We start from the raw sequence: 23,211 nt of genomic DNA on the forward strand, positions 1-23,211 counted from the left end.
AGCCTCTGCTTCCCTGCTGGTGACACCGCCGGGAAGCGGAGGTTTTTCTCTTTTCAGTTATTTCCACAGCTGGGCACAAACCAGTTCCAGCACGCTGCCCGCAATGCAGCGAGCTTTATCTGAGATCAAAAAGCAATTAGAAAGTTCCTCCTTGCGCGGGTCTACGTCTGCTACTTTGAAGCCGGGCGTTACCGGGTAGCCGCTGCGCAGCAGTCCGCGAAGAATGCCTGTGATCTGTGTGGTCACAGGAGTGATGGTTCCATCTGCCGTTCTGATCTGAGCGATGGTCTCTCCTTCTGCTACAATATCGCCGATCCTGCGTACATCCTCAAACACACCCGCTGCAGCGGCATGGATCACGCGCTCTTTGCCATAGCCTCCGATGATCCCCGGGATGCCGGTGTTGGCAATGGCTGAACCCTCCCAGATGATACGTCCCAGCCGATGACCGCGTTTTGTTTCCACCACTGCATCCACATCCTGCCCGGCAATGAAGCCCGGGCCAAGCGCAATGGTAAGGGGTGCCATGTCCCGGGCAGTGCCGAGATTTTTCTTTGCAAGGATTGCATCCACCAGAACATCCGGTCTTGCCTGTGCGATACTCTCGCCTTTCGGGTCTACTAAAACAGGAGCCGCATTCTGGTTCCAGACCTCTTCTGCCTGCGCCAGCGCTTCAATGCGCACAGCACGCAGACCTTCCACGGTTGCTTCACCTTCATAGACTGCCTCACACAGCGAGACCTGCCGCCGGATCGCCGCCGGGTGCTCTGCTTCCAGTACAAGGACACGCAGACCGGCAGACCACAAGCGGTGGATCGTACCAGTGGCAAGATCGCCGCCGCCGCGCACAAGGATCAATGCATCCTGTTTCATTTAAGCTCCTCTCCTGCCTGCAGAATGGCCAACCATATTTCCATCGAACCGCCGCAGGCAGCGGCTGCAGCGTCTTCGTCTTTTCCATCTGCCGAAAAATGCATCAGCTGCTGTGCCGGAGTATTTCCCGCCAGCATTTCCTGCGCAGCCAGAATCGTGCGGTGCTCCATAATACCGCCGCCCACGCTGCCAACGACCGTGCCGTCCGCGAGGACCAGCATTTTTGCCCCCGCTTCTCTGGGAGTGGAACCATGCCGTGCCGTGATCACCGCCAGCACAGCACGCTGCCCCGTGTGGTCTGCCTGAGCCATTGCATCCAGAATTGCGGAAGAAAATCCCTCGGTCTGTGAGCGGGCGTTCTTGATCGAAACGACCTGTGCCAGAATAGACAGTGCGATCTCCTCTGCCGTCTGAGACCCGATGGACAGCCCAATGGGCGCATACAAGGCTTCCACCCGCTTTTCCTCAAGCCCCTTTTCCAGCAGCTGACGGCGCACCAGTGCAGAACGTCCCCGGCTGCCCATCATCCCAACATAGGCCGCAGGCTTTCGCAGGATCTGCTCAAGGCAGATCACGTCAAAAGCATGTGCGCGTGTAACGACAATAAAATAAGTTTCCGCGCTGCCGGGCACCTGCTTCAACGCCTGTTCAAACGGCAGGCAGAGCACATTATCTGCTCCGGCATCCCGCAACTGCTGTGCGTATTCTTCGCGGTCGTCTATGGCAAGGACCGGCAGACCCAGCAGCCTGGCAAGCCGTACCGTTGCAGTTGCCACATGACCACCGCCGCAGACGACCAGCTGAGGCACTGCACCAAAACGCTCCACAAATACATGATGTCCCTCGATCAGCTGTACACCCGTGGCGGTGCAGCTCTGCAATCCGGACAGCTCTCTGCGCATAAAGTCAGCCGGGCCTGCCTGCCATACCGGTTTACCCGCCTGCAAAAGCAGCTGACTGCCGGAAACGCTGCCGTCCAACAGGGTCGCCAGTGTCCAGCCGCCTGAGGACGGAACGTCCTGAAGCATCTTATAAAGCGGTGTTTTGCTCATGTGTCATTCTCCTGTTTTGCTCTTATTGTTCCACCGCTGCTGCACGGTCATACCCAGCTGCATCCAGCCTGTGCTGCCATTGCTCAAACTCTTCCGGCAGCATCCGCCATGCAAGACCGCAGCCCGCGGATATTTCGCGCGGCAGTGGGATCAGTCTGCCCGGAACGCCTGCTGCAAGGCACTGCTTCTCCCATTCCATTGCCTGCAGCGTAGTGCGGAACGAGAGCACGATATAAGTCTTTCTTACACGCATGTCATAACTCCTGCGCAAGCTCGCGTACCGCACCTGCAGCCAAAAGCACCTCTGCCTCGGTATTGAAGTGCGAAAAGCTGAATCGTACCACGCCCTGCCGGACGGTGCCAAGAGCTTTATGCATCAGCGGCGCACAATGCGCACCAGCACGTACGCAGATGCCGTAGTCCTCCCACAGGATGTCCGCAATGCGGGCTGAATCCTCGTTCCCGATATTGAGTGCAACAATGGGGGCGCGCAGTGCCATTTCCGGGTCGCCGTAAAGCGTTACATTCGGCAGATCACGGATGCGCTCATAAAAAAGTGCTGCCAACGCAGATTCCTGCGCACACAGCGTTTCCACGCCCTGAGCCAGGATCCACTCCACACCGGAACACAGGCCCGCCAGACCCGGAACATTGAGGGTGCCAGCTTCCAGCGCAGTGGGCATCTGTGCCGGATGACGCTCATCGAAGCTGTGCACACCGCTTCCACCCACTACCAGCGGACGGACAGAAAGTCCCGGCCGCACATACAGGCCGCCTGTTCCCTGCGGGCCAAGCAGTGCCTTGTGACCGGTAAAGCATAGCACGTCAATGTCCAGTGCCTGCACATCTACAGGCTGAGCCCCGGCTGTCTGAGCAGCATCCACGATCAGAAGCAGGCCGTTCCGGTGTGCAAACTCTGAGACCCGGATAAGGTCGGTGCCATTGCCCGTCACATTGGAAGCGCACGTAACAACGACCGCCTTCGTATTAGGCTGGATCAACCCTTGCCAGCCGTCATATTGCAGGCGTCCTTTCTCGTCCACCCCGGCAAAACTGAGCTGAACCCCCTCCTGATCCCGCAAACGGTAGAGCGCCCGCAGAACGGAGTTATGCTCACAAACTGTCGTGATGATGTGGTCTCCCGGTGCGAACAGCCCGCCCAGCGCCGTATTCAGCGCCTGAGTGGCGTTCGCCGTAAACGCGACGCAGGATGGGTCCGGTGCGTTCAAAAGCCTTGATATTGCGCACCGTGCTGCATAGACAAGGCGGCTTGCGTGCAGGGTGGGTTCGTGGGCACCTCTGCCCGGGTTGCCTGCTGTGCGCAGAGCATCCAGCATGGCTTGCTCTACCTGCGGCGGTTTGTGCAAAGTGGTAGCAGCATTATCCAGATAGATCACGGCTTCACCACATTGCCTGCCTGCGTCAGCTTTTCCACGATTGCATACATGTTGGTCACGCTGCCAACAGCCAGCTTTTCCGTCAGGCCATAGAAATTCAGGCAGGTCCCGCAGGTCATGATCTCCACACCCTGTGCCTCCAGTGCCTTCAGGTCTTCCAACATAGGCGAGCCCTCACAGGTAAGGGCTGCGCCGCCATTGTAAAACAGGATCGTTTTGGGCAGCCGGTCCTGCTGAGTGAGCGCAAACACAAAGGCCTTGAGCAGGGCCCTGCCCAGCTCTTCCGATCCTGCGCCCATTTTATCTGAGCTGACAGCCACCACTGTATCGGTGCGGAGATCCGGTGCACAGACAGGCACTTCCTCGGTCGGTGCTGCCGCAGCGTTCCCCACTGTGAACAGCACACGGTATTCCTGCTCCGCCAGCTTTTCAGCACTGTACTGATAGCCTTTCTGCTGGGCCATCTTGGTCAGGTTCTGCACGGCGATCTCGTTATCCACCAGCACTTCCACCTCACCGGCACCTTTCAGCTCAGAGATCGCTTTTTTTGCCTTTACAACAGGCAGCGGGCAGGCATCACCGCGGGCATCTACTTTCAGCATTGTTTTTTGTCCTCCACTGATATTTTTAATATTTTACGGTAATTTCAGGTTCCGTTTTAGGAACGATCTCCCCCACGATCTTTGCAGGCAGACCGGCCGCCTGCAGCTCTGCTTCCAGCGCAGATGCATCTTCCGGTGCAGCAGCCAGCAGCAGGCCGCCGGAGGTCTGAGGGTCGAACAACACTTCCTCCATGGCAAAGGGCAGATTTTCAAATGTGACATAGGGCCCGGTGTGGTTGCGGTTGCGCTGCCCGGCGGCAGTGTACAGAAACTCGTCTGCCGCCTTTTCAGCCCCCGGCAGGACAGGAATCGACCGTGCATCAATGATGCAGGAAATCTTTCCTCCCATCATTTCATGCAGATGGCCCAGAAAGCTGAATCCTGTCACATCAGTAGCAGCATGAACAGAATAGCGGCGGCTGATCTCAGCAGCTGTTTTGTTCAGCGTCGTCATGGACGCGATGGCACCTGCCATATGTTCCGGAGCGGCTTCGCCTACGCGGTTTGCCGTGCAGAGCAGACCTACACCCAGAGCTTTTGTCAGGATCAATTTGTCGCCGGGCTGGCCGGAATCATTGGTATACATCTTTTTGGGGTTCACAAGACCGGTGACGGACAGACCATATTTTACGCCTGTATCGGCAATGGAATGACCGCCTGCCAGGCTTCCGCCTGCTTCGGCAACTTTTTCTGCACCACCGCGCAGGATCTCCCCCAGAATGTTCAGATCCATACTCTCAGGGAAGCAGACCAGATTCAGCGCAGTTTTCACCTCGCCTCCCATGGCATAGATATCACTCAAGGCATTGGCAGCAGCGATCTGCCCGAAGGTATAAGGGTCGTCCACCATTGGCGGAAAAAAGTCCGCCGTCTGCACCAGCGCAATATCATCTGTTATGCGGTACACGGCGGCATCATCCCGGCTGTCGTAGCCCACCAGCAGGTTCGGGTCTTTTTCCCCGCGCGGCAGTTTTTCCAGAATGCGGCTCAGCACACCTGCTCCCAGCTTTGCAGTGCATCCGCCGCCGGTACAGAACACGATTTTTTCTTCTTTGCTCATGCACGCTCTCCTTTTTCAAAATGAGTCAGAATGCAAGGCACGCTGTAACGCTTTTTCAGGATATCAGCGGTCTGACGGGCCAACACGGCCTGCTCTTCGGTGTCTACCTGATTGAGCACCGCATAAAAGCTGCGCTCTCCCACCGCTTTCTTTCCCCCGGACTCGCTGACAAGCAGCTTTGCCAGCAGTGTTGGCGTCAGCACAGCATTTCCCGGGACACGCAAAATCTGTTGTGCCAGTTCTGCCCGGAAGCATCCTTTTTCCAGTGATTCCCCCAGTGCAGAAACGCCTGCAACCGCAAGTACGATATCGCACTGCGGCAAGAGCACCGGCTCATGTGCAGCCGGGGCCTTGCAGGGCATCCGTCTGGAACCATCCGCTTCGATGAGAACGATATCGGCCAGCTGCATCCAATGTTCCAGCTGTTTCTGCGGCGGGACTGTCATTTTCCCGCCGGGAGCCGCTGTTCCGGCAACGGCATAGCTGCCGTGTTCCCACAGGCGGAAAAGGTCCGCGTCCGTCTGCGCCCAGACAGTGCCGGGCGGCCGCATGATATGGGTAGTGGTGGTCACCAGCACATGCCAGTTCTTACGGACACAGTGCGCAGCCATGGCGTACATCAGTGTGGTCTTTCCGCCGCCGCCCACCAGAGAAACAACATGTCCCTTCTCCGCAAGAAACGGAAAAACTTTTTCGTCGATCATTTCTGCTTTTCTGCAACTGCCATGGCGATTTTTTCCGGTGTGATGGGCAGCTCATAGAACCGGGTACCAATGGCATTATAGATCGCATCGGAAATGGCCGGCAGCGGCGTATTGATGACGACCTCGCCGATGGACTTTGCGCCAAAGGGACCGTTGGGTTCGTAGCTGCTCTCAAACTCCACCTTGAGTTTTCCCACATCGGTACGGGCAGGGATCTTGTACTGGAACAGCGAGTTTTCCTGCGGATAACCATTCTTATCGTAGGTAATGTTTTCGGTCAAAGTCATGCCGATGCCCTGCAGCAACCCGCCCTCGGTCTGTACACGGGTCAGGTTCGGGTTGATGGGCGTGCCGCAGTCCACGCAGGCATCAAACTCCAACAGCTTTACTTCACCGGTCTCGGTATCCACTTCCACCTCAGCAGCACCGACCATGAACGGCGGCGGCGACAAAGGCGAAGTATGCGTTTCGGTGGCTTCCAGCGGTACCATGTGGCCGAACTGGGAAGCATACGCGATCTCCGACAACGTTTTTTTCTGTGCAGGGTCCTTGCTCATAAAAACATCCCTGCCGTCAAATTCCACCTCGTCCTCAGCACATCCCAACAGCTCTGCGCCCAGCCTGCAGATCTGAGTGCGCAGCTTCATGGCACATTTTTCAGTGGCCTTGCCGGTAACATAAGTGGTGCTGGACGCATAGGAGCCAGAGTCATAGGGCGAGGTATCTGTATCGGCTCCAAAGACCGTGATATTGTCCAGCGGGCAGTCCAGAACCTCGGCAGCGATCTGCGCCAGTGTAGTGTCACAGCCTGTGCCCATGTCGGCCGCACCGATCATCAGGGTGTAGAAGCCGTCGTCATTCAGTTTCAGGGTCGCACTGCCCACATCCATGCCGGAAATGCCAGATCCCTGCATTGCCATGCCCATGCCGACAGCGCGCACCTTGCCGTTGCCCATATCACGGGCAGGATACTTGTGCTCCCAGTCGATCATATCCCGCACCTTGATAAGGCAGCGATCCAGTGCACAGCTGGTATTGACGGCACCATAATAGGCGGGCATCACATCGCCCTCCTGCACGGTGTTTTTCAAACGCAGCTCAAAGGGATCCATGTTCAGCTTGTGGGCCAGCTCATTGACGGCAGATTCTACCGCAAACAGGCCCTGCGTTGCACCATAGCCGCGGTAAGCACCGGCAGACATGTGGTTCGTATACACGACATCACTGATAAAGCGGAATGCCTCTGCCTTGCCGTACAGTGGGATGGATTTGTGGCCGGAAAGGCCTACCGTTGTGGGGCCGTGCTCGCCGTAGGCGCCGGTATTGGAAAGGGTGTACAGATCAATGCCCTTCACAATGCCGTCCTTCGTAGCACCCAGCCGCACATGGACCTCCATTTCATGACGAGGCGAAGAGGCCGTCTGGCTTTCCATACGGCTGAAAATGATCTTGGAGGGCTTTTTGGTCTTCCAAGTCACAAAAGCCGGATATACTTCGCTGACCGCTGTCTGCTTGGCGCCAAAGCCGCCGCCGATGCGGGGCTTTGCTACGCGCACCATGCTTTTGGGGATATGCAGTGCGTTTGCAATATTGCGCCGTGCATGGAATACGATCTGGGTGGAGCTGAGCACGTTCAGGCGTCCATAGGTGTCGATCGAGCAGTAAGTGCGGAAGGTCTCCATCATAGCCTGCTGACAGGCTTTGGTGTGGTACACATGGTCGATGACCACATCGCTGGCTGCAAGCACTGCGTCGATATCACCGTCTCCGCATTCATCATGGGCACAGAGGTTGCGCTTGTTGTCGGCTCCCACCGGGCACAAACTGGCCCAGTTGTCCTCCGGATGCACCAGAATGGGGTTGTCCTTGGCAGTGTGATAGTCCAGCACTGCTTCCAAAACCTCATATTCCACCTTGATGAGTTTGAGGGCCTTATCCACGCACTTTTCGTCTTTGCCGGCCACGATGGCCACCACATCGCCCACAAAGCGCACATGGCGGTCAATGAGCAGGCGGTCATGCGGACTGGCTTCCGGATAGGTCTGGCCTGCCTGCGTGTAGCGCGGCGCATCCTGCGGCACATCCTCCCATGTAAAGATCGCTTCGATCCCGGGCACTTTTTTTGCCACAGCGGTGTTGATGGTTTTGACGATGGCATTCGCGTGCGGAGAGCGCAGCAGCTTCACGGTCAGGCAGTCCTGCGGGATCACATCATCCATATAAACGGGCTGTCCGGTGACCAGCTGCATCGCATCCTTTTTACGGAAGGGTTTATTGATGGTACTCATTCTGCGGCCTCCTTCTGCTTTTTCCATGCCAGAAAGTTCATGATGCCGCGCAGCTGGCCCTCATAGCCAGAGCAGCGGCAGAGGTTGCCGGAGAGATATTCCTTGACCTCTTTCTCACTGGGGTACGGATTCTCGCGGAAGAGGGCCAGTGCGTTCATGATAAAGCCCGGGTTGCAGAAGCCGCACTGCTCTGCGCCCTGATCCGCGATAAAACCGCCGAACTCCGCTGCTTCTTCCTGCAGGCCTTCCAGTGTGGTAATGCTGTGGCCGCTGGCACGTGCTGCCAGCACCGAGCAGGACAGCACCGGTTTCTCGTCCAGAAACACCGTGCACAGACCGCAGTTGGAGGTCTCACAGCCGCGCTTGACGCTCTTGCAGCCGTGGGCACGTACAAAATCGATCAGTAGCATATCTGCGGCCACATCCTCTGTGACCTTGACGCCGTTCAATGTAAGAGTGATCTGCATTTAATTTTCCTCCTGTGCCGTGCGTGCTTCCAGCTCCACAACCGCACGCTTTGTCAGAACGCCCGCCAGATGGCGGCGATATTCCGCACTGCCACGCATATTGGAGCCGGTAATGATATCGTTCTTTACTGCATCGGCGTATTTCAGCGCCAGCTCCTGTGCAGGCACGCCGTTTTCCGCCGGGAACTCATACAGCACCGCTTTGAGCGGGCGTGCGCCGATCGCAATGCGATAGCATCCATCTGCAAGACGGGCGGCGGCACAGGTGAGCACCGGGATATCGGTCTGGCTGTTGCGCACAGACTGATAGAAAAACTCCGCGTTTTCCTTTTTGACAATCAGCCGCACAAGGATGTCCCGGTCATAGGGACGCTCGGCGTACTCACGCAGGGACACGATGCCACCCTTGTACAGCTCTACCGAACAATCCATGGCCATAAACAGTGTGAGCACATCGGAAAAGCCGAATCGGCTGTAGATGCTGCCGCCCACAGTGGCCAGATTTCGCAGCTGCACGCCCACAATATGCCGCAGCGCTTCTTTTACTGCGCCGCGGGTATAGGCGGCAAGGCCGGGATGCTCTTCCAGCTGCCGCAGTGTGACCATAGCGCCGATGGAAAAATTGTCCTCGGTCTCCTCTATGGCGTCCAGTCCCAGACCGGACAGGTCGATGGCTGTGCCGACATTGATGTTCTCCATTTTGAGCCAGATCATGCCGCCCAGCACACGGTTGGCCTTTTTCTGGTTCAGCTGCCACGCTTCTTCCAGAGTTTCGGCCCGCTTATATTCTCGGATCGTCATCATAGCTGCAGGTTCCTCTCTTTTTTTCTCTGTTCTTTTATTTTAACACAGATTTCGATATAATACTATTGTCAATTCGTTTCAGAAGGAGTGGTACTATATGAAAGAACTTCTTCCGGTGGGCTGTGTCATCATGGCGTCCGGGGTAAGCCGCCGTTTTGGTTCCAACAAGCTGCTGGCAGATTTCTGCGGGGAACCGATGCTTTGCCGCGCATTTGCGGCGACCGATACTCCAAGGCTTTCGGCCCGCATCGTGGTGACACGCTCGGACGAAGTTGCGCAGCTTTGCCGCTCCCGCAATGTTCCGGTGCTGCTGCACGATCTGCCCGACCGAAACGATACGGTGCGGCTGGGACTTTCCGCGCTGCTGGAACAGGTGCCGGAGCTTTTTGGCTGCATGTTCCTGCCGGGAGACCAGCCGCTTTTGTGCCGCAAGACAGTGGAAGCCATGGCAGGCATCTCCGGGCGGGACCACGGGGCTCGGCTGGAACGACAAAAAGAAACAGAACGGGAGATCTTCCGTCTGGGATTCCGGGTCCGTAACGACCCATCTCCCCTTACCGGAAGCCCCGTTCTGTTTGAAAAAGGACTTTTTCAGGAACTGCTCACCTTGCCGCAGGGCATGGGCGGCAGCGTTCTGCTTCGGAAATATCCCGCACATGTTCACACCGTTTACATTGCGGATCGGAATGAACTGGCCGACGCCGACACGCCCGAAGCACTGGCGCAATTGGAAGCACTGGCCCGGCAGAAGCTTTGAGCTTTATACTGCCTTGTCATCCTTCGGCAGCAGCACATTCAGCAGGATCGCCACGAACGCAGCCGGAACGATGCCGGACTCGCCGCAGATCAGCTGCAAAGCGTGCGGAGCCTGTGCCAGAATGCCGCTATTGGCACCCATGCCGTAGCCAACACCCAGAGCCACCGAGACGATGGTAAGCTGACGCGGGGTCATCTTTTCCTTGGTGATGAGCTGGATGCCGCTGACCACGATGGAAGAGAACATCATAACGGCAGCACCGCCCAGAACGGCCTGCGGCATAATGGAGATCAGCGCGCCGAGCTTGGGGATCAGACCGCACAGGATCAGGAAGATGGCACCGGAGGCCAGAGCCATGCGGTTGACCACCTTGGTCATGGCCACCAGACCCACGTTCTGGCTGAAGGAAGTGTTGGGCAGTACGCCGAACAAAGCCGCAAAGGAGGAGCCCAGACCGTCACAAATCACACCGCCGGACAGCTCTTTATCGGTGGGCTCACGATTCATGCCGCCCTCCATGACACCAGAGATATCACCCACAGTCTCAACAGCGGTAACAACGAACATGATCATCACCGGCATAATGGCGCGCATATCAAACACGATCTTGACCGGCATCAGCTTGGGAATGGCAAACCAGGAGGCCTGTGCCACTTTATTCCAGTTGAGCACCCATGCCTTGGTAAACTCTACACCATCGGCAGTGACACCGGTGGTAGGCAGCACCAGACCCATGACAAAGGCCGCAACGTAACCAGCCAGAATGCCGATCAGGATCGCGGAAGAGCTGAGGAAGCCCGTGGTCCAATGCTTGAAGATCAGAATGACCACCAGAACGAACAGGGCCAGCAGCAGATTTTCCATGGAGCCGAAGTCTTTTGCGCTGTTGCCGCCGCCAAAGGAATTGATACCCACCGAGATCAGCGAAAGACCGATGGAAAGCACAACCGTACCGGTGACGACCGGCGGGAAGAACTTGCGCAGGGGCTTGAGGAAGAAGCCCAGCACGCTTTCAAAAATGCCGCCGATGATGGATGCACCCATAATGGCACCATAGGCCAGCACACCGCCGCCCATACTGCCGACAACACTGTTGAACACGCCAATAAAGCCGGAACTGGTACCCATGATGATGGGCACGCCACCGCCCACGGGGCCGATGGTGAACAGCTGCACCAGCGTGACCACACCGGCCACGAACATGGCACTCTGCAACAGCGTGACCTGCAGATCTGCGAACTCACCACCCGCAATGCCGCAGGCACTGGTGATGATCAGCAGCGGGGTTAGGTTGCCCACAAACATGGCGCAGACATGCTGCAGACCCAGCGGGATCGCCTGTTTCAGGGACATTTTTGCGTCGAACTGATACGCCGACTCTTCGAGCTTGACTTCCTTCAAATGTTCCACTCTCCTCAAATCTTGACAAAAATCATTCTTTTCGACTGCTTTACCAAAAAAGCGGATTTATTATAGCAAAACTGCGAATTCTTGTAAATTAAGTATGACTTTTCTATGAACGGTTGTTTCCCGCTGAGAAACACAAAAAGCAGGGCGTTTTGTGCGTTTTTTCCGCTTTGGTCGGAAAAATTTCGCGCAGAACTCCTGCTTTTTTGTTCCGTTTTATTTGATTTTTGTGCGATATGGAAATTTTACAGATCCGAAAGTCCGTAATCCTGCAGGCAGCACCGGATCCCCTGCTGCGTGGCAGCAAACCGGATGCCGGAACGCTCCAGCTTTGCAGCGTCCATCACAAGATTCCGCTCCCAGCTTTCTTCGGTGATCTTTACGGTAATGCCCAGTGCTTTGGCAAACTGCCGGGCCGTGCACACCATGTCCTCTGCATTTCCGCTGCCAAAATTGTATACGCCGCCGGGCAGGTCTATGGCGGGTTCCAGATTTTCGACCACCTGCCGCACATAGGTCACGCCGCGGAAGTCGTTCCGGGAGAAACGAACAGCCTCCCCCTTCAGCGCGGCACGCAGAAGATTCAGCGGCAGATTGCCCCGGATGGGCAGCCCATAGCCGGGCAGGTCATACATCCAACTGGCACGCAGATGGACCGAGTCCGGGCAGAGCTCCAGCACGCGCTGCTCTGCTTCCAATTTATACTGGCCATAAATGTTTGCCGGATGCAGATCCAACGCTTCTGACAACGGGCCCTGCCGCTTCGTTCCCGCATAGACCTGATCTGAGCTGAATGCCACCAGCTTTGCCTTCGTCTGCTGCGCGGCCCGTGCCAGCCAGACCGGCAGCTCAACATTGGCACGGTAAGCTTCTGCCGGATGCTGTGCGCAGTAGCCGGTATCGGAAAGCGCAGCGGTGTGCAGGATCACGTCCGGATCCCGCGCCCTCGTCTGCGTAAGGACTTCCGTTTCGGTGGCGGTGCACAGAAAGCCCTTGGGGAAAGCGCAAAGTTCGTATTTTCCCTGCCACTGTTGTAATACACGAGAGCCCACAAAGCCGCCTGCACCTGTGATCAGAACCCTTTTCATCGTCATCTTTCCTTTCGTTTTGAGAATATGAACCCAGCACAAAAAACGCCCGGCGGCACGATGCCTCCGGGCACAGAAGTTTTAAAGGAACAGCTCCAGCACGAACACAACGGCACAACAAATCACCGATACCTGAAACAGGCTTGCACCGAGCCATGCAGCCGCAATGCCGGCCACCAGCGCCATGGCACCGGCAGCCGGGCTCTGGGTCGCGTTGACAATGGCGGGGAAGGTCATGACCGCCAGCGTCACATAGGGCACATAATACAGAAACGACTGAATGAAGCGGTTTTTGATGGGCTTGCGGATCAGTGTGAGCGGAAGGATGCGGATGGTGTAGGACACCAGCGCCATCACTGCAATGTAGATGTAATTGTTATGCGTCATGCTCTGCCTCCTGCTCGTCTGGATTTACCGGAAAAAGCACCGCCGCTGTACCGGAGATCAGCACGGTGAGCAGAATGGTACGGGTGCCTTCCGAGAGAGCGGATATTCCCGGCAGGTAATTGCACAGAAAGCTCAGCGCAAAGCTGATGGCCACAAGTGCAGCTACCACCCTGCTCTTACGCGCCGGAGGAATGATGATGGCAAGGAACATGCCGTAAAGGGCAACGCTCAGCGCACTGACAGCCCGCAGCGGCAGCAGATTGCCCGCAATGATGCCCAACGCCGTACCGATGGCCCATGCGGGAGCAGCCAGCAGAATGGCACCGTAAGTATAATATGGGTTCAGGCTGCCGGGCCGTGCAATGGTGATTCCAAAAAGCTCGTCTGTCACATCATAGCCGATGACAAGCCTGTGCCAGAAGGGCGTGCCCGGTGCAAAACGCTGGGCCAGCGCGCAGCTCATGAGCAGATAGCGTGCATTTGCGATCAGGGTAATGACTGCTACTTCCAGATAGGTTGCGTTTGCCATGATGATGGCGAACGCAGCATACTCACCGGCCGAAGCGTTATTCAGCAGGCTGACCAGGAAGCCCTGAAATGGGGTGAATCCCGCCCGGCGGGCTGCAATGCCCAGCGAGAAGGAGACTGCAAAATATCCCAGTGCAATGGGCACGCCATCCCGCATACCCTCACAGAAGATTTTTTTGCTGAAAGCCCAAACCGGCCTTTCTGCATTGACAAGCTCCGGGGCAAGGAGCTTACTTTTGGAATTCATCTTTGTTTTTAACTCCTTTCCTATTTCAAACACCGCTTCTTATTATACTCTCCTGCACACAGAGAAGAAAGGGCTTTTTCACTTTCTTTTCGGCACAAAAGGAAAACGCCGCCTGAAAAGGCAGCGTTCTTCGTCGATTTATGCGCCCGGCACCAGAAAATGCATCGCCTGCGGCAGGGTCTGTGTTCCTGCATCCAGACCGTTTGCGGCCAGCATCTGTGCCGGTGATACATGGAACCGTTTTGCAATGCCGAAAGGCTCTTCTCCGGCCTGCGCGTAGTAAATGCGCAGTGCGATCTCCGGGTCTGGCACGGTCAGCGGCTCACCCAACTCCGCGCCGCCAATGCCCTGATGGGTGCTGCGGCAAAGGATGGCTCCCTCTGCGCGGGCTGTCACTGTGACCTCCAGCGTGCCGCCGGTACAGCTGCACTGGATGTTCTCAGTGCTCAGCCAGCACTCCGGGCTGAGCTGTGCACCCTGCGGTGCATCCACCGCAAGCGGAAAGACCAGCTCCAGCGTTTTTTCGTAACTTTCCAGCTCGGCAAGGCTGTTCTCTGCAAAGGCTGTGGCAACAGCACGCACGGTAAAAGCCCAGCCGTCCCGATAAGGAACCACCTGTGCCGGTCCGTAGGCCACAAAGCAGGCCCGGAGCTGTGCACCGGCATCCGGCAGAGATCCGGCAGCGGTGGCGGAAGCCGTCTCGTTCAGCATGCAGGCAAGATCCTCTACCACCAACTCCTGCGGCGTGACGGTAGTCTCAAACCGGGTGGAAAACGCATCCGATACGTACTGCAGCTGGCAAGACCGCCATGCGTGCAGATGCATCATCACACTGGCTGTCAGCTGACCACCGGCTCCCTGTTCCCCTTCCGTCAGCGCAAAACCAACCGGTTCCAAAACACACAGGCACTTGCAGTCCTCGGCCACGCCGTCCAGATCTACCACCTGATTGAATGGCAGGGATGCCGCCTGACTTTGCAGGCTGCTATCGCCTTCCGCGCGCCAGGCGCATTGGACACGTACCTCGCCCTTGACAACAGCCTTACCCGCCAGAAGCTTTATCTCCCGTACAGATGCCGTGCCGGTAATATCCAGAATGGCGGCAGGAGGCTTTGCAAACACCATTTCTCCCTCTACTGTGACCAGTTTTTCCAGCACCGCCGCACTGCGCACCCCGGTCAGGGTTTGCAGCTTCTGCTCAATGCCGCCGTCCGCCAGCGCAGTGATCAGCTCTGCCTTGTCCTGTGCATGAAGCGTGGCCACCAGACCATAGGCTCCGCGCACCTCAATGCGGTGCGGGTTCACGGCCCGGCAGTTGAGATATTCGGTCTGCCCTTCCACCATGGCTGTCCAGCTGGTGAAGGAAAATTCCGGCACTTCCAACTGTTTTGTAAAGGGCAGTTTCTGTTCGGTCTGGCATAGGCCTGCGCCATTCTCGCCCTGATAAAACACGGTGCAGCGCAGATAGCCTTCCAGCGTCAGCCGCCCGGGCTGCAGCTGTTTTTGCAGCACCACCGGTTTTGCAAAGCATTTGACCAGCTTGAATACCGGCGGCAGATAGTCCGAGATCAGGATCTCGGTTTCCAGCGGGAGTTCTGCCTTCACGGTGCAGCTTGCGCCCGCCTGCGGCAGGGTGTCCCGAAAGATCTTCAGTTCCATGCAGTGTGCTCCTTTCCCTGTCCGTTTCTACTGGAAAGGTATGCGGCTGCCGGGCTGGATATGCCCGTAAAAAAGGCACCGTGCCAGACGCACGATGCCTTGGGAAAGGTTATTGGGGTTCACGGATGACCGAGACCTCTTCCACATGATAGCGCTTCATCCATGCTGCTGCAGTTGGTGTGATCTGTTCGCCGCTCACCACGATGGGAATGGCCGGCGGGCAGGAGACCGTAGGCATGGCACAGATGCGGCCGACTGCCTGCTCTGCGGGCAGCTGTTCCTGCGGTGCGAAAACGGCCTGCCGGATGGTACAGCGGCGGTGCAGGCCGCGCTCCAGCTCCGCAAATTCACCGGCAGTTTCTTCCGGGAACGTCACCGGGCCAGCAAGTTCTTCCGCAATGCGGAGAACGGCTGCGGAAAGCCGCTCGAAGTCCTGCGGCGGATTATCCGGTGTGAACATCAGCACCAGATAACGCGGGTCGGCGTACTCGCACTCGATTTTTGCGGCACGCAGCTTTTCAGCAAGCTCTGTTCCGGAAAGCCCCAAAACCGCAGCATCCAGCGTGACCTTGAGAGGTTCGCTTTCCAGTGCCAGCGGCCCCGGGCAGTGTTTTGCAGCAGCTTCGTTCAGCTCCCGGCGCAGGCGGGTCAGATGACCGCAGCACTGCAAAAGCCGCAGCGGATAACCCTCCGACAGGATCTGGTTGCATTTGTCCAGCGACTGCAGGATCAGATAGGACGGGCTGGTGGAGCCAAACAGCGCCAGCGCATTGCGCACAGCAGTCTCATCCTGAACAGGAGCGTTTTTGCCCAAATGCAGATATGCGCCCCCGGTGACAACAGGCAGCGTTTTGTGGCCGGAATCGCAGCACATGGCTGCGCCCAGTGCAATGGGATGCTGACCGCCCTGCGGCAGAAAACGCAGGTAAGCGCCGTGGGCATTATCCACCAGAAGCAGAACGCCAAAATCCTTACACACTTCGGCCAGCGCTGCAATATCCTGCACACCGCCGAGATAATCCGGACTGGTGATGTAGACGCCAAAGGGCCTTTTGCCCTGCTGTGCCAAACCCTGCAGAGCACCTGTCAGCTTTGCAGCCGACACCGGGCAGCTGCAAAGCGCACTGGCATCCTGCGGCGCAGGCCAGAGCCACTGGATATCAAAATCCAGCAGTGCCGCCGCATACAACAGCGCTTTATGAGCGTTGCGCGCTGCCAGCAGGACCGGGCGCTGTCCGGTTGCGGGCGCAGCCTGCAGTGCAAGGCACAGCATTGCACGGATGCACTGGGACGAGCCCTCTGTGCTGTAATAGGTATGCACCGTGCCAAACAGCCGGGTAGCGTTGGCTTCGCTCTGGGCAATGATGCCGTCAGCCCCATACAGTTCATCCGCACCCTTTATTTCAGTAATGTCCCACGGCTCAAAGCCCAAAAGGCTCTGGCCCTTGTGGCCGGGCATATGCAGCCGGGAGGTGCCGGACTGGGCGTACCGACGCACAAAATCCACAATGGGCGTGGTCATGCTCATTCGCAGGCTTCGCCGTCTGCGCAGGCGCTGCAGGTGGAGCCCAGCTCAATGGGAACTTCGATGCCCTTGGCGGCAAGTTCCTGATTCTCAGCCACCTTGATCATGATGGCGCACTCCATGCGCTTTTTGAACAGCTCACAGCCGTACTCGTACACGCCGGTGATATTGCCGGTGGCATGGTAGGAGTTGGCTGCACAGCCGCCGGAGCAGTACAGCTTTGCCCAGCAGTCCTGACACTCCTTGCGGGCATAGGCGTTGCAGTGCTTGAACTCATCCCGCACAGCGGTGTTGGTAACGCCCTTCCAGATATCACCCATCAGATACTTGGGGTCACCCACGAACTGGTGGCAGGGATACAAATCGCCCCAGGGAGTGACGGCCATATACTCGGTACCGGAACCGCAGCCAGAGATGCGCTTGTAGATGCAGGGACCGCCGGTCAGGTCGATCATGTAGTGGTAGAAGGTAAAGCCTCTACCCTCGCGGTCGCGCTTGATCATTTCCTTGGCCAGGATCTCGTACTGCTCCTTCAGAATGGGCAGGTCTTCCTCGGTCAGGGCACTGGGGTCGCCAGGCTTAGACACCACAGGCTCCATGCTCAGCTCAGTAAAGCCGAGGTCGGCCATGTGGAAGATATCGTTGGTAAAGTCGGTGTTGTAGTGGGTGTAAGTGCCGCGCATATAGTAGCCCTTATCCCCACGCTTTTTCACGAATTCCTGGAACTTGGGCACGATGGTATCGTAGCTGCCATGGCCTGCATAGTCCTTGCGGAAGCGGTCATTGACCTCTTTGCGGCCATCCAGACTCAGAACGACGTTGTGGCACTCCTTGTTGCAGAAATCAATCACATCGTCATCGATCAGCATACCGTTGGTGGTCATGGTAAAGCGGAAGTTCTTGTTGTGGATCTTCTCCTGCTCACGGCAGTAAGCCACCAGCTTTTTGACCATGTCAAAATTCATCAGCGGTTCGCCGCCAAAGAAGTCCACCTCAAGGTTGCGGCGGGTGCCGGAGTTTTCGATTAGGAAGTCCATGGCACGCTTGCCCACTTCAAAGCTCATCAGCGCACGGTCGCCCTGATAGCGGCCCTGAGATGCAAAGCAGTAGGAGCAGTTCAGGTTGCAGGTATGTGCAACATGCAGGCACAGGGCCTTGACCACGGTATTGCGGTTTTTAAAGTCGAAAGCCATGTTCTCATAGGTATCCGGCGTCCACAGCTTGCCAGCCTCCTTCAGAGAAGTAACATCATCGATGCACTGGCGCAGATCTTCCTCGGTCACATCCTCGCGGTCGCCATACTTTGCCAGCATGGCAGAGACGATCTCGTCAGCAGTATGCTCCGGGTACATGGCAATGATATCGTATGCAACATCGTCCACCACATGCACCGAGCCGCTGCAGGTGTCCAGCACGATGTTATAGCCATTCAATTGATACTGATGTACCATTTTACTCTCCATTCCAATTACACAAAAAAATGCCGCCCGGCAAAGGCGGCATGGGGTTTGCAAAAATTACTTGTTGCTGTTCTCGCACTGCTGGTTAGCCACGCCGCAGGAGGTCTTGCAAGCGGACTGGCAGGAAGTCTGGCACTCGCCGCAGCCGCCGGTCTTAACGCTCTTGGTCAGGTCACGAGTAGCAATGGTCTTAATACGTTCCATAATAGAAAACCTCTCTAGCTCTCAAAATTTCATCGCGCCGGACAAAGCCCGGTACGCATTTATCTTTGCTTATGATAACACGCAAGGAGCTTTCTGTCAAGATTTTTATGCCGCTAACCTGTTTAAAGCTGCCCGGCAGGCTGATATTTCGTCAGGACAGTGTGCAGGCCAAGCTCCCGCGCCCTGGCCAGTAAGTACCGGTAGCGGCACAAAAGCGCCTGCCGCTCGTAAATGCGCTGCTCGATCAGGTCTGTATCTACCTCCAGATCAAACATCATCTCATTGCGCCGCAGGCAGAACAGACATTCCTTCAGCTCTTCTTCCAGTTCTGGGTGATAACGTTCGTGCTCGGTATCCCGCGGGATGCGGCTCGAAAGCAAAGTTTGGGTGTTCTGGGCATGGGTTCGTTCCAGCATAGGCCGTCCTCCTCTTCTTTGTGTATCTTGAAGGTTTGTACATTTTAGTATATGAAGAGACCGGTGCAGAATATGCCAGTTTATGGTAAAGCAGAAACTTCTCCGCTGGTGCGCGCATTTTAAAAAAGTTTGCAATTTTTTCAAAATCACGCTTGACAAGTATCACTTTTCCGCGTATAATAGCACACGTTGAGCGGCTCACACTGCGAAACACAATCGAATATTGGGGATTTGCATAGTGGTAGTGCGGTAGACTCTGACTCTACTTGTGGGAGTTCGATTCTCTCATCCCCAACCAAGAAGCCATCCGGTTTATGCCGGATGGCTTTTTTCGTTCTATATTGTTATACAAAAACAGCGTACCGTCTTTGCGACGGTACGCCCATTTTTATGCAGTTATTACAGAATGCTGATGCGGCCTGCGCCGTAGGGATTCTCGTAATCCAGCAGATAGCCCGGGTAATCGGCCAGCGGGCTGTTTGCGGTGGTCAGATGCGGCAGACCCTCTGCATCTACACCGCCAAAGGTCATGGCATAGGTAGACATCACAAGGTAATCCTCAGACACATAGTCCTTGATCAGCTCTGCGCCATCAAACATGGCAAAGCCATCGCCCAGATTGCGCAGAGTGTAATTCATGCCAGCCAGAGCGTAGGTCTTGCTCTCGTCCAGCGGTTCATAAGTACCGGAAGCCTTGTTGTAGATCTTCACGTTCTGCACGCGCGGAGTTCCGGTAGCGCTGCCGATCCAGACATTCTTTTCGTCGGTCTGCACCGTGTTGGGAATATCGGTGTGAATCTCGTAGGTAGCACCGGCCACATGCAGGAAGCCGCCGTTCTCCTTGCCGCCCTCGCCTGCAAAGCGGGCTGCAAATTCCAGTGCATCCTGGATCTGCTTGCCGGTAACAGACATCAGACAGGCCACATTGCCGAACGGACTGACCTGCTTGCAGGTCTTGAAGGTCCAATAGCCTGCGTTCACATCTGCACGGATGCCGCCGCCGTTCATGATGGCGATATCGCAGTGCAGCTGCTCTACCTCGTTGAAGTAGGTGTAGATGCCATCGGCCACAAAGTCGCCCAGATTGGTCTCGGCTGTGCGGATGCGGCGATTGCCGGTCTCCGGATCGGTGACATAGAAGTTGATCTCGGAAGCAGCGATCTTCTCGCCCAGCATATCATCCACAGAAGCGACCCACGCAGTCTGGATGCCTTCCACCACACTGTCGGAGCCTTCGTAAGAGGAGATCAGACGGGTAGCAATGGAACCATCGGTCTTGATGGTCATTTCGCCCACATTGGCAAAATAGGAACCGGTCTGGGTCAGAGCAACTGCCTTGCCGGACAGATCCTTCACCCACTCACACTCCATCTTGGTGTGAGAGTGGCCGTCGATGAATGCATCAAGGCCGGAGGTGTGCTGAATGACTTCCCTGCTGGTCCAGGGCGAAGAGGACGGGTCAACACCCAGATGGCCCAGACCGATCACGTAATCTGCCAGCAGCTTTGCCTTATCGATGGATTTCTGCACAGCCTTATACAGATTCTGACCATCGTCGCCGCCCAGAATATCATAGATGTAGCGCTTCTGGCTCTTGTCCATGAAGTAAGCCGGAGTGGACTTGGTGAAGGTCTCGGGCGTGGTGATGCCCACAAATGCGATCACGCGGCCGCCGATGGTAAAGTACTTGACATCCGGCAGAACGCGATTGCCCAGCGGCAGATTGACCCAGTTGCTGGAGAGGTACGGGAAATCCGCCTCAGCCATCGCCTCTTTTGCACGGGCCATGCCGTAGTCGAATTCATGGTTGCCGGGCGTAGCAACATCATAGCCTGCGGCATTCATCAGCTGGATGATAGAGGCACCTTCGTCCATGGAACCATAAGCAGTACCCTGAATATGGTCGCCTGCGTCCACCAGCAGAACGTCCTTACCTGCATCCTGATAGCTCTTTTTCAGGGCGGCAATAGCGGCGTAGGTCAGTTCCGGAGACTTTTTGTCGATGTAGGTGTGGACATCGTTGGTGTAAAGAATGGTGATGTCCTTCACGCTGCCCGGGAAGCAGGCAGATGCAGCGGGAGCACCAAGGCTCACGGCAGCAACGGCTGTGGTGACACCTGCGGCTTTCAGGAAGCTGCGGCGGGAGATAAGCTGTTTCATGGAAAAACGACCTCCTCTTAAAACTCTCTTTTATTTTTATCGGGCGCACAGAACCAGCCCGACGCTTGTTATATTAAGCATAACACACAAAACACCCAAGAACAACCCGGAATCGCACAATTTGTTCATAATTCACGGTACTAAGTCGCACTTTTTGTGCAATATTATTCCTTTTCAGGGCAAAAACAGCCCGCATCTGCAGCCAGTCGTTGACTGCAAAAGCGGGCTGTTTTCAAAGGGGATTCAAGAATGGATCAGAGCAACGAGCTCAAATCGCATTGTATTCCTTGAGGAATTTCTCAAGGTCGGTACCCTCGATCTTTTTCAAAGCTTCCTTCATGGCAAGGCGCGGGATGAGCGGCAGATCCATGTCGGTGATCTTCTTGCCGTCGCGCAGCTTGACCGTTGCATCGATCAGGGCACGTACATCATAGGTGCTTCCCCAGACCTCGGGCACACCGCGGTCGATGTCCAGCAGGGTGTACACAGCTTCCATACCGGTGCGCATGGAGTATTCTGTGGTGAAGATGGTGTCACGGCCGGTCTCGGCGAACTGACCCAGGAAGGCAAAGTTGACAGCACCCTCCGGCACGATATCAGGACGGTCGCCCATCGCACGCGGCATAAAGAATGCATCGATATATGGCATCATGACCGGGATGGTGTTGGCACTGTGCTCGGCCAGCTCTTCGATCTGACCCTCGGGCACACCGATATGGTACAGCCACTCCATGCACAGTTCCTTGCCGGTGCAGTCACGCATGGCCTTTTTGACGTAGTTGCCGGGCTTATCACTGAACAGGCCGTAGACCCAGACGCACAGCTGGTTCTTGGGCTGGTCTCGGAACTGCTGCTGACGGTTCAGCGTCCAGCTAAGCAGCCAGTTGGAGTCCTTAACGGTGACGATGCCGCCTGTGACGGTGTGGCCACTGAACGGGTCACGCTTGCAGATCTTCTGGATATACTGCGGGATCTTGTCGTCCAGCGTAGTGATGGTGGCGCTTTCCCAGTTGGAATGTTCAGGGTCGGAGCAGAACTTTTCAGGATTGCCGAATGCGGGGTCCTGTGCAGCGATCTTCTTCCACAGGTCCCAGCCGTTGCCCGGCTTGATGGTGGGATCAAAGCCTGCTGCCTTGTCCTGTGCGCCCATCGTGCAGCTTTCCACGCAGCCGCCGTTGGTGATGAACAGCAGATCATTTTCGGTCAGGTCAATGGAGCTGATCTCACCTGCGTGCTCCACAACCACGCTGCTTGCCTGCTTGCGCTTGTCATTGATATCAAATTTCACGTCCACGACCTTGGTCTCATAGTGGAACTGCACGCCGTGGTCCTTCAGGTAAGTGACCATGGGCAGGATGATAGATTCATACTGGTTGTAGCGGGTAAAGCGCAGGGCGGTGAAATCCGGCAGGCCGCCGATGTGGTGGATATAACGCTTGAGGTAGAGCTTCATTTCCAGAGCACTGTGCCAGTTTTCAAAGGCAAACATGGTGCGCCAGTACAGCCAGAAGTTGGAGTTCAGCACTTCATCATCAAAGAAATCGGTGATCTTCTTATCCTGCAGCTGCTCGTTGGGGGTGAAGAAGAGCTTCATGATCTCCATAGCACCCTTATCAGACAGGCCGAACTTGCCATCGGTGTGGGCATCCTCGCCGCGGTTGACGGTAGCACGGCACAGTGAATAGTTGGGGTCTTCCTTGTTCAGCCAGTAGTACTCATCCAGCACACTGGCACCCTCGGTCTCCAGAGACGGAATGGAGCGCAGCAGATCCCACATGACCTCGAAGTGGTTATCCATCTCGCGGCCACCGCGCATCACGTAACCGATATCGTATTTGTAGCCGTCGCAGGCACCGCCGGGGATGGGGTCTTTCTCAAACACATGCACATGCTCGCCCTTCATCTGGCCGTCACGCACCAGATAACATGCAGCCGTCAGTGCGGCCAGACCGGAACCAATGATATATGCAGATTTATGATCGACACCCTCCGGCTTTTTAGGGGTTGCAAAAGCTTCATAGTTGCCACTGGAATAGTACATAGAAAAGCCTCCCTGCTTTTTATTGCGTTTTTCGGCATCCTTGCGCCGTCCTTATGGCAACAGTATACCCTGCGCAGACGCAGCA

The 23,211-nt window shown here is 56.3% G+C and carries 22 protein-coding genes and 1 tRNA gene; 2 read left to right on the top strand and 21 right to left on the bottom strand.

The window, feature by feature from the left end; translation table 11 throughout:
- Positions 1–57 precede the first annotated feature (57 nt).
- The 10 genes from yqeB to ACKXF9_RS10745 are packed head-to-tail and all read right to left on the bottom strand — an operon-like array spanning position 58 to position 9,247.
- Complete coding sequence (gene yqeB / locus ACKXF9_RS10700; RefSeq protein WP_418266161.1) at positions 58–873, bottom strand: selenium-dependent molybdenum cofactor biosynthesis protein YqeB; 816 nt, start codon at positions 871–873, stop codon at positions 58–60.
- Entirely contained in the window at positions 870–1,925 is a 1,056-nt protein-coding gene (locus tag ACKXF9_RS10705) for an XdhC family protein (protein ID WP_418266162.1), read from the bottom strand. The genes yqeB and ACKXF9_RS10705 overlap by 4 nt, the downstream gene beginning before the upstream one ends.
- A 22-nt stretch (positions 1,926–1,947) precedes the next feature.
- The gene (locus ACKXF9_RS10710) at positions 1,948–2,178 is read right to left on the bottom strand and encodes a DUF3343 domain-containing protein (RefSeq protein ID WP_339394867.1); all 231 of its coding nucleotides are present in this window, start codon (positions 2,176–2,178) and stop codon (positions 1,948–1,950) included.
- A 1-nt stretch (position 2,179) separates the two neighbouring features.
- A complete protein-coding gene (locus ACKXF9_RS10715) occupies positions 2,180–3,322 on the bottom strand; it encodes an aminotransferase class V-fold PLP-dependent enzyme (protein WP_418266163.1) in 1,143 nt (380 codons plus the stop codon).
- Positions 3,319–3,924 carry a sulfurtransferase-like selenium metabolism protein YedF gene (gene yedF / locus ACKXF9_RS10720; protein ID WP_418266164.1) on the bottom strand — a complete coding sequence of 202 codons (606 nt, stop codon included), beginning with the start codon at positions 3,922–3,924 and terminating at the stop codon, positions 3,319–3,321. Before yedF ends, ACKXF9_RS10715 begins: the two co-directional genes overlap by 4 nt.
- A 25-nt stretch (positions 3,925–3,949) precedes the next feature.
- Positions 3,950–4,984 carry a selenide, water dikinase SelD gene (gene selD / locus ACKXF9_RS10725; protein WP_418266165.1) on the bottom strand — a complete coding sequence of 345 codons (1,035 nt, stop codon included), beginning with the start codon at positions 4,982–4,984 and terminating at the stop codon, positions 3,950–3,952.
- Positions 4,981–5,688, bottom strand: coding sequence for a selenium cofactor biosynthesis protein YqeC (gene yqeC / locus ACKXF9_RS10730; protein WP_418266166.1), 708 nt, complete (start codon positions 5,686–5,688; stop codon positions 4,981–4,983). Before yqeC ends, selD begins: the two co-directional genes overlap by 4 nt.
- Complete coding sequence (locus ACKXF9_RS10735; protein ID WP_418266167.1) at positions 5,685–7,976, bottom strand: xanthine dehydrogenase family protein molybdopterin-binding subunit; 2,292 nt, start codon at positions 7,974–7,976, stop codon at positions 5,685–5,687. The genes yqeC and ACKXF9_RS10735 overlap by 4 nt, the downstream gene beginning before the upstream one ends.
- A complete protein-coding gene (locus tag ACKXF9_RS10740) occupies positions 7,973–8,443 on the bottom strand; it encodes a (2Fe-2S)-binding protein (protein WP_418266168.1) in 471 nt (156 codons plus the stop codon). The genes ACKXF9_RS10735 and ACKXF9_RS10740 overlap by 4 nt, the downstream gene beginning before the upstream one ends.
- Positions 8,444–9,247, bottom strand: a complete 804-nt coding sequence (locus ACKXF9_RS10745; RefSeq protein WP_418266169.1) for an FAD binding domain-containing protein — start codon at positions 9,245–9,247, stop codon at positions 8,444–8,446.
- Between the two features lie 97 nt (positions 9,248–9,344).
- Between ACKXF9_RS10745 and ACKXF9_RS10750 the strand changes: the two genes are divergently transcribed.
- Positions 9,345–10,004, top strand: a complete 660-nt coding sequence (locus ACKXF9_RS10750) for a nucleotidyltransferase family protein (protein WP_418266170.1) — start codon at positions 9,345–9,347, stop codon at positions 10,002–10,004.
- A gap of 3 nt (positions 10,005–10,007) precedes the next feature.
- Here the strand turns inward: ACKXF9_RS10750 and ACKXF9_RS10755 are convergent, their stop codons facing one another.
- The 9 genes from ACKXF9_RS10755 to ACKXF9_RS10795 form a co-directional block, all read right to left on the bottom strand.
- Complete coding sequence (locus ACKXF9_RS10755; RefSeq protein ID WP_418266377.1) at positions 10,008–11,357, bottom strand: uracil-xanthine permease family protein; 1,350 nt, start codon at positions 11,355–11,357, stop codon at positions 10,008–10,010.
- Positions 11,358–11,656: 299 nt separating this feature from the next.
- On the bottom strand, positions 11,657–12,499 hold the full coding sequence (locus tag ACKXF9_RS10760; RefSeq protein WP_418266171.1) for an SDR family oxidoreductase: 843 nt from the start codon (positions 12,497–12,499) through the stop codon (positions 11,657–11,659).
- An 81-nt stretch (positions 12,500–12,580) separates the two neighbouring features.
- On the bottom strand, positions 12,581–12,886 hold the full coding sequence (locus tag ACKXF9_RS10765) for an AzlD domain-containing protein (protein WP_249236613.1): 306 nt from the start codon (positions 12,884–12,886) through the stop codon (positions 12,581–12,583).
- Positions 12,876–13,661 carry an AzlC family ABC transporter permease gene (locus ACKXF9_RS10770; protein ID WP_339394858.1) on the bottom strand — a complete coding sequence of 262 codons (786 nt, stop codon included), beginning with the start codon at positions 13,659–13,661 and terminating at the stop codon, positions 12,876–12,878. The genes ACKXF9_RS10765 and ACKXF9_RS10770 overlap by 11 nt, the downstream gene beginning before the upstream one ends.
- Before the next feature lie 138 nt (positions 13,662–13,799).
- Positions 13,800–15,320, bottom strand: coding sequence for a DUF3794 domain-containing protein (locus tag ACKXF9_RS10775; RefSeq protein ID WP_418266172.1), 1,521 nt, complete (start codon positions 15,318–15,320; stop codon positions 13,800–13,802).
- Positions 15,321–15,429: 109 nt separating this feature from the next.
- Entirely contained in the window at positions 15,430–16,848 is a 1,419-nt protein-coding gene (locus tag ACKXF9_RS10780; RefSeq protein WP_418266173.1) for an amino acid decarboxylase, read from the bottom strand.
- Positions 16,845–18,296 carry a thioether cross-link-forming SCIFF peptide maturase gene (gene scfB, locus ACKXF9_RS10785; RefSeq protein ID WP_418266174.1) on the bottom strand — a complete coding sequence of 484 codons (1,452 nt, stop codon included), beginning with the start codon at positions 18,294–18,296 and terminating at the stop codon, positions 16,845–16,847. Before scfB ends, ACKXF9_RS10780 begins: the two co-directional genes overlap by 4 nt.
- Positions 18,297–18,362: 66 nt before the next feature.
- A complete protein-coding gene (gene scfA, locus ACKXF9_RS10790; RefSeq protein WP_005926683.1) occupies positions 18,363–18,509 on the bottom strand; it encodes a six-cysteine ranthipeptide SCIFF in 147 nt (48 codons plus the stop codon).
- 122 nt (positions 18,510–18,631) lie between these two features.
- The gene (locus ACKXF9_RS10795) at positions 18,632–18,925 is read right to left on the bottom strand and encodes a DUF2508 domain-containing protein (protein WP_418266175.1); all 294 of its coding nucleotides are present in this window, start codon (positions 18,923–18,925) and stop codon (positions 18,632–18,634) included.
- A gap of 224 nt (positions 18,926–19,149) precedes the next feature.
- Between ACKXF9_RS10795 and ACKXF9_RS10800 the strand changes: the two genes are divergently transcribed.
- Positions 19,150–19,223: transfer RNA gene (locus ACKXF9_RS10800), tRNA-Gln, on the top strand.
- Positions 19,224–19,324: 101 nt separating this feature from the next.
- Here ACKXF9_RS10800 and ACKXF9_RS10805 read toward each other — a convergent pair.
- Both ACKXF9_RS10805 and ACKXF9_RS10810 read right to left on the bottom strand, forming a co-directional pair.
- Positions 19,325–21,085 (bottom strand): bifunctional metallophosphatase/5'-nucleotidase, encoded by a 1,761-nt coding sequence (locus tag ACKXF9_RS10805; protein WP_418266176.1) that lies wholly within the window; start codon positions 21,083–21,085, stop codon positions 19,325–19,327.
- A gap of 268 nt (positions 21,086–21,353) precedes the next feature.
- Positions 21,354–23,126: an oleate hydratase gene (locus ACKXF9_RS10810; protein ID WP_418266177.1), complete on the bottom strand. Its 1,773-nt coding sequence runs from the start codon at positions 23,124–23,126 to the stop codon at positions 21,354–21,356.
- Positions 23,127–23,211: the final 85 nt, after the last annotated feature.

This window comes from Faecalibacterium sp. 9 (genome assembly GCF_048320955.1).
GTDB lineage: Bacteria > Bacillota > Clostridia > Oscillospirales > Ruminococcaceae > Faecalibacterium > Faecalibacterium wellingii.

Coding starts and splice junctions, on each gene's coding strand:
- yqeB (WP_418266161.1), bottom strand. CDS start 873: ATGAAACAGGATGCATTGATCCTTGTGCGCGGCGGCGGCGATCTTGCC.
- ACKXF9_RS10705 (WP_418266162.1), bottom strand. CDS start 1,925: ATGAGCAAAACACCGCTTTATAAGATGCTTCAGGACGTTCCGTCCTCA.
- ACKXF9_RS10710 (WP_339394867.1), bottom strand. CDS start 2,178: ATGCGTGTAAGAAAGACTTATATCGTGCTCTCGTTCCGCACTACGCTG.
- yedF (WP_418266164.1), bottom strand. CDS start 3,924: ATGCTGAAAGTAGATGCCCGCGGTGATGCCTGCCCGCTGCCTGTTGTA.
- selD (WP_418266165.1), bottom strand. CDS start 4,984: ATGAGCAAAGAAGAAAAAATCGTGTTCTGTACCGGCGGCGGATGCACT.
- yqeC (WP_418266166.1), bottom strand. CDS start 5,688: ATGATCGACGAAAAAGTTTTTCCGTTTCTTGCGGAGAAGGGACATGTT.
- ACKXF9_RS10735 (WP_418266167.1), bottom strand. CDS start 7,976: ATGAGTACCATCAATAAACCCTTCCGTAAAAAGGATGCGATGCAGCTG.
- ACKXF9_RS10740 (WP_418266168.1), bottom strand. CDS start 8,443: ATGCAGATCACTCTTACATTGAACGGCGTCAAGGTCACAGAGGATGTG.
- ACKXF9_RS10745 (WP_418266169.1), bottom strand. CDS start 9,247: ATGATGACGATCCGAGAATATAAGCGGGCCGAAACTCTGGAAGAAGCG.
- ACKXF9_RS10750 (WP_418266170.1), top strand. CDS start 9,345: ATGAAAGAACTTCTTCCGGTGGGCTGTGTCATCATGGCGTCCGGGGTA.
- ACKXF9_RS10755 (WP_418266377.1), bottom strand. CDS start 11,357: ATGTCCCTGAAACAGGCGATCCCGCTGGGTCTGCAGCATGTCTGCGCC.
- ACKXF9_RS10760 (WP_418266171.1), bottom strand. CDS start 12,499: ATGAAAAGGGTTCTGATCACAGGTGCAGGCGGCTTTGTGGGCTCTCGT.
- ACKXF9_RS10765 (WP_249236613.1), bottom strand. CDS start 12,886: ATGACGCATAACAATTACATCTACATTGCAGTGATGGCGCTGGTGTCC.
- ACKXF9_RS10770 (WP_339394858.1), bottom strand. CDS start 13,661: ATGAATTCCAAAAGTAAGCTCCTTGCCCCGGAGCTTGTCAATGCAGAA.
- ACKXF9_RS10775 (WP_418266172.1), bottom strand. CDS start 15,320: ATGGAACTGAAGATCTTTCGGGACACCCTGCCGCAGGCGGGCGCAAGC.
- ACKXF9_RS10780 (WP_418266173.1), bottom strand. CDS start 16,848: ATGAGCATGACCACGCCCATTGTGGATTTTGTGCGTCGGTACGCCCAG.
- scfB (WP_418266174.1), bottom strand. CDS start 18,296: ATGGTACATCAGTATCAATTGAATGGCTATAACATCGTGCTGGACACC.
- scfA (WP_005926683.1), bottom strand. CDS start 18,509: ATGGAACGTATTAAGACCATTGCTACTCGTGACCTGACCAAGAGCGTT.
- ACKXF9_RS10795 (WP_418266175.1), bottom strand. CDS start 18,925: ATGCTGGAACGAACCCATGCCCAGAACACCCAAACTTTGCTTTCGAGC.
- ACKXF9_RS10805 (WP_418266176.1), bottom strand. CDS start 21,085: ATGAAACAGCTTATCTCCCGCCGCAGCTTCCTGAAAGCCGCAGGTGTC.
- ACKXF9_RS10810 (WP_418266177.1), bottom strand. CDS start 23,126: ATGTACTATTCCAGTGGCAACTATGAAGCTTTTGCAACCCCTAAAAAG.